Below are 4708 nucleotides of genomic sequence, written 5' to 3' on the forward strand. Positions count from 1 at the left end.
CGCGCCGAGCGGCTCGTCGAGCAGCAGCACCTTCGGCCGCTTGGCGACCGAGCGGGCGAGCGCGACGCGCTGGCGCTGGCCGCCGGACAGTTGATGCGGCTTGCGCTTGGCGAACTGCTCGAGCTTGACCAGCTTCAGCATCTCGGCAACGCGCGATGCGATTTCGGGCTTCGGCATGCCGTCCTGCTTGAGGCCGAAGGCGATGTTGTTCTCGACCGTCATATGCGGGAACAGCGCATAGGACTGGAACATCATGTTGACCGGCCGCCGGTAGGGCGGGATGCCGCGCAGATCCTGGCCATCGAGCAGAATGCGGCCGGCTGTCGGCTCCTCGAAGCCGGCGAGCATCCTGAGCAGCGTCGACTTTCCACAACCGGAAGCACCGAGCAGCGCGAAGAACTCGCGCTCGAAGATGGTCAGAGACAGATTGTTGACGGCGGTGAAGTCACCGAACTTCTTGGTGACGTTGTCGAACTGGATGTACGGCTTGGCGTTCGGGTCGTTCCACGGTGCAAAATCCCTGCGGATGCTGCCAAGCGATTTCATGTCCCACTCCGTCCTGATTTTCTTGCTTCTTGCCCCAGGTAAAAACGGTCCCGGCAGGTGGCTGCCGGGACCGTGTCGGATTGCTTACTGGCCGGTGACGATCTTGGTCCAGGTGCGCGTGATGACGCGCTGGGTCTTGGGATCGTATGGCGAGACGGTGTAGAGCTTCTTTATGGTCTCGGCATCGGGATAAACCGAGGGATCCTCCAACAGTGCCTTGTCGACGAATTGCTGCGAAGCCTTGTTGCCGTTTGCGTAGAGCACGTAGTTCGACGACTTGGCGATAACTTCCGGCTTCATCATGTAGTTGATGAACTCGAGCGCCTCCGCGACATGCGGCGCGTCGGCAGGGATCGCCATCTGGTCGAACCACATCTGCGCACCCTCCTTCGGCACGGAATAGCCGATCTCGACGCCCTGCTTGGCCTCGACCGCGCGGTTGCGGGCCTGGAACACGTCACCCGACCAGCCGACGGCCAGGCAGATATCGCCGTTGGCGAGCGCGTTGATGTATTCGGAGGAATGGAACTTCCTGATATAAGGTCGGACCTTGAGCAAGGTCTCCTCGGCCTTGGCGATATCGTCGGGCGATGTGCTGTTCGGGTCGAGGCCGAGATATTTCAGTGCAGCCGGAATGATGTCGGCCGGCGAGTCCAGCACGTAGACGCCGCAGTCCTTCAGTTTGGCCAGGCTGTCGGGGTTGAAGAAGACATCCCAGCTGTCGATCTTGTCGGTGCCGAGTGCCGCCTGCACCTTCTTGATGTTGTAGCCGATGCCGACCGTGCCCCACATGTAGTTGACCGAGTATTCGTTGCCGGGGTCGTACTTGGCCGTGCGTTCCGAAACCGTATCCCACATGTTGGAAATGTTGGGCAGCTTCGACTTGTCGAGCTTCTGGAACACGCCGGCCTGGATCTGGCGCGCAAGGAAATTGCCGCTGGGCACGACGACGTCATAGCCGCTGCCGCCGGCAAGCAGCTTGGTCTCAAGGATTTCGTTGGAATCGAAGGTATCATAGACGACCTTGATGCCGGTTTCCTTGGTGAAATCGTCGATGATCGAACTGTCGATGTAGTCCGACCAGTTGAAGACGTTGACGACACGATCTTCGGCGTGACCGCCGACGGTGAAAAATGTCAGGAATGCCGACGTTGCCGAAAGCCAGAGCGCTTTGCGGATCATGCTATTCTCCTTTGATGAGTGTTCCTTCACCGGCTCGTCGCGACATCAGCGCGACCGGCATTTTCTTCAGACTATTGAGCTTTCCAAGGGGCGACAAGCGCGAACTGCCGAGACCATGCAGGCGGTTCGATGAGATGGTTGGATGCCCCTGAGGCGGCCTGGGAGGCGTGCCAATACCGTCAGAGGCTTTCGCCATGGCGCGGGCAGAGATACGACGATATGGTCCGGTCCCGATCGGACCGGCTGGGAGACTTGGCAAGATACGCCTGTCTTGTTGTTGCCGTATTCCCAGCCTGCCCGTGCCGCAGCGACGTTGTCAATGGCAAAGCTGCAGGCCGCTTCAATTAGGTGACGGCACCCCGGTGACCCCTGCGCGTTCGGGCCTTGCCTGGCGCTTGAATTCGAGCCCGATATGGACGAGCAGCGCCGTGACCACAACCGCGCCGCCGATGATGGTGCGCCCCGACGGCACCTCGGAATGAATGAGCCAGACCCATATCGGGCCGAGGATCGGCTCGAACGTGCCGAGCAGCGCCGCGATGGCCGCCGGGATCAGTCGCGCGCCGGTGGCGAAGAAGGCCAGGCCGAGGCCGAGATTGACCACGCCGAAGGCAAACAGAAAGCCCATGTCACTGACAGATACGGTGAGGGTCGATGCCTGCGAGACGGCAAAGCCGGCCGCGAGCATGGTGCCGAGGCACGTCGCCGGCGTCATGCGCACGCCGGAGAACCGCCGGGTGATGACGGTGGCGACTGAAAACATGACCGCGATCAACAGCGCCAGCCCATCGCCTATGGGCGAGACGGCGCCATCGAGCGATTCCGACACCATGATGGCGACGCCGGTGATGACGGCGGCGATTGCCACCCAGGTCGCGACACCAACCCTTTCGCGAAACAATGCCCAAGCAAACAGCGCCGCCAGCAACGGCACGCCTGCCTGCATCAAAAGGATGTTAGCGACGGTGGTGTAGGCGAGCGCCACGACGAAGGCGGTCGATGCCGTGGCAAAGCAGATCCCGACGGCAAGGCCGGGCAACCCCATGTCACGGAACAGCTTCAGCATGCCACGCCAGCCGTCACGCCAAACCATGAAGCAGACCAGGAAGGCGGCTGCCCACACGGATCGCCAGAAAATGACCGTCCAGCTGTCACCGACAGTGATGAAGCGGGCGATGGCGCCGCCGAAACTCCACATCAGCGCCGACAGGAAGACCAAAAGCATGCCGACGCGCTCCTCGCGCGGCGAGACGGCTGGCGATGCGACGATCGGCGATGCGGTATCGATCATGGCTGCCACTGTCGGGCTCTTGTGGACGGGACGATGCGCAAGGGACGACAAAAAGATGCTCTGTTGGCGTAACGCAAAGGCGCAGGCCGGAACTGAGCCAGCGGCCGCCGACAATTGTGGCACCTTCCTCCATTTCAGAAGAACACGGCGTCACTGAAAATCGAAAGCACTCAGGCCCGTCACCATCTCGTCGAGGCCGAGCGGGCGCGTCACCGGCGGTTCTGCCCGCGCCAGGCAGCCGACGCGTTCGCAAAGCCGGCAAGCAGGCCCGACCGGCGTCGCCGCGACGGTGCCGGCCTTTGCGGTGATTGCCGCACCGGGCAATGCCGCGCCATAGACGATATCGTCACGAAAGCCGATGTCGCAACCGAGCAGCAGCGCGGTGCGGCGCGGGCGTTCCGAGAATGCGCCTTGCGGCCCTTCCAGCGTGCGGGCGATGCACAGGAACTCGGCGCCGTCGGGCATTTCCACTGCCTCGACGAAGACCTGGCCGGGCTGGGTGAAGGCGACATGCACGGGCAGCTTGGGACAGCCGCCGCCAAAGCGGCTTTGAGGAAAGCCCTGGCTGCCGGCCTTGCGGAAGCGGTTGCCGGCATTGTCGACCTCCAGCATGAAAAACGGCACGCCCGAGGCACCCTGCCGCTGCAGCATGGTCAGCCGGTTGGCCGCCTGTTCGAAGGAGACCCCGAAGCGCGAACGCAGGACATCGATGTCATAGCGGGCGCGCACGGCAGCCGCGTGAAAGGCCTGATAGGGCATCATCAGCGCATGCGCCGCATAACGGCCAAGTTCGAAGCGGGCCAGGCGGCGCGCCTCGTCGGTGCTCAGCTTGAGCGCCTGGATCTCGCCGGCGACCGCGACCGTCATGCGGATCAGGCAGGCCTCCATCGCGACTTCGCGCAACTGGTCGAACGGCGACAGGCGTTCGGACAGGAACAGGCGCTGCGAATGACGATCGTAACGGCGGCGCCAGTTCGGCATGGTCGCGACCGGCAGCACCTTGACCACGATGCCATATTCGCGCTTCAGCCAGGCCTTCAGCGCGCCGAACAGATCATCGCCGGGATCGAGCACCGAGGTGAACGCCGCGGCCTCCTCCTCGAGGGCAGCAAAATGGTTCGGCCGGCGCTCGAAAATCTCGTGCACCTCGTCGATCGGCAGGCGGGCGCCGGAGAGCGCCGTCGCCCGACCCTCGCGTGCCAGCAATTCGTTGAGGTCGGACAGGCGCTCGGCCTGCTCGCGATAGGCGCGGAACAGCTTTATCACGGCCGCGGACGCATTGGGCGCCGCCTCGGCAAGCTCGATCAGTTCCTGATCACCCGGCAACTCGCCGACCAGCAGGGGATCGGTGAACACTTCCTTCAAGGCAGCGACAGATCCCCTCGCCTCGCCCTGCAGCTCGTGTGGATCGACCTTGTAGACGGAGGCCAGCCTGAGGATCAGCTGCACCGTCAGCGGCCGCTGGTTGCGCTCGATCAGATTGAGGTAGGACGGCGAAATGCCGAGACCCTCGGCCATCGCCGTCTGGGTCAGGCCCTTGGCGTTGCGAATGCGGCGGATGCGCGGCCCGGCGAAGATCTTCTGGTCAGCCATGGACTGTCCTTTACAGCAATTTACACGAATTCCTGGGCACGGGCCTTTTACAATAATGACAAATTTACAACGCACTTCTGTCAAACGCAACACAGG

At 62.8% G+C, this 4708-nt stretch carries 4 protein-coding genes; all 4 read right to left on the minus strand.

The window, feature by feature from the left end:
• A partial coding sequence (locus tag EN994_RS18410; RefSeq protein WP_127307708.1) for an ATP-binding cassette domain-containing protein occupies window positions 1–546 on the minus strand: 546 nt, incomplete at its 3' end.
• A gap of 84 nt (window positions 547–630) precedes the next feature.
• Window positions 631–1728 carry a polyamine ABC transporter substrate-binding protein gene (locus tag EN994_RS18415; protein ID WP_013530248.1) on the minus strand — a complete coding sequence of 366 codons (1098 nt, stop codon included), beginning with the start codon at window positions 1726–1728 and terminating at the stop codon, window positions 631–633.
• Window positions 1729–2068: 340 nt separating this feature from the next.
• Entirely contained in the window at window positions 2069–3019 is a 951-nt protein-coding gene (locus tag EN994_RS18420) for a DMT family transporter (protein WP_063170073.1), read from the minus strand.
• Window positions 3020–3169: 150 nt separating this feature from the next.
• Window positions 3170–4612, minus strand: a complete 1443-nt coding sequence (locus tag EN994_RS18425; RefSeq protein WP_013530246.1) for an XRE family transcriptional regulator — start codon at window positions 4610–4612, stop codon at window positions 3170–3172.
• Window positions 4613–4708 lie beyond the last annotated feature (96 nt).

Origin of the sequence: Mesorhizobium sp. M7A.F.Ca.CA.002.09.1.1 (assembly GCF_003998555.1) — a bacterium.
GTDB lineage: Bacteria > Pseudomonadota > Alphaproteobacteria > Rhizobiales > Rhizobiaceae > Mesorhizobium > Mesorhizobium ciceri.

What these genes read in the sequence shown, in the direction of transcription:
- EN994_RS18415 (WP_013530248.1), bottom strand. Translation starts at nt 1,728, where the DNA reads ATGATCCGCAAAGCGCTCTGGCTTTCGGCAACGTCGGCATTCCTGACA.
- EN994_RS18420 (WP_063170073.1), bottom strand. Translation starts at nt 3,019, where the DNA reads ATGATCGATACCGCATCGCCGATCGTCGCATCGCCAGCCGTCTCGCCG.
- EN994_RS18425 (WP_013530246.1), bottom strand. Translation starts at nt 4,612, where the DNA reads ATGGCTGACCAGAAGATCTTCGCCGGGCCGCGCATCCGCCGCATTCGC.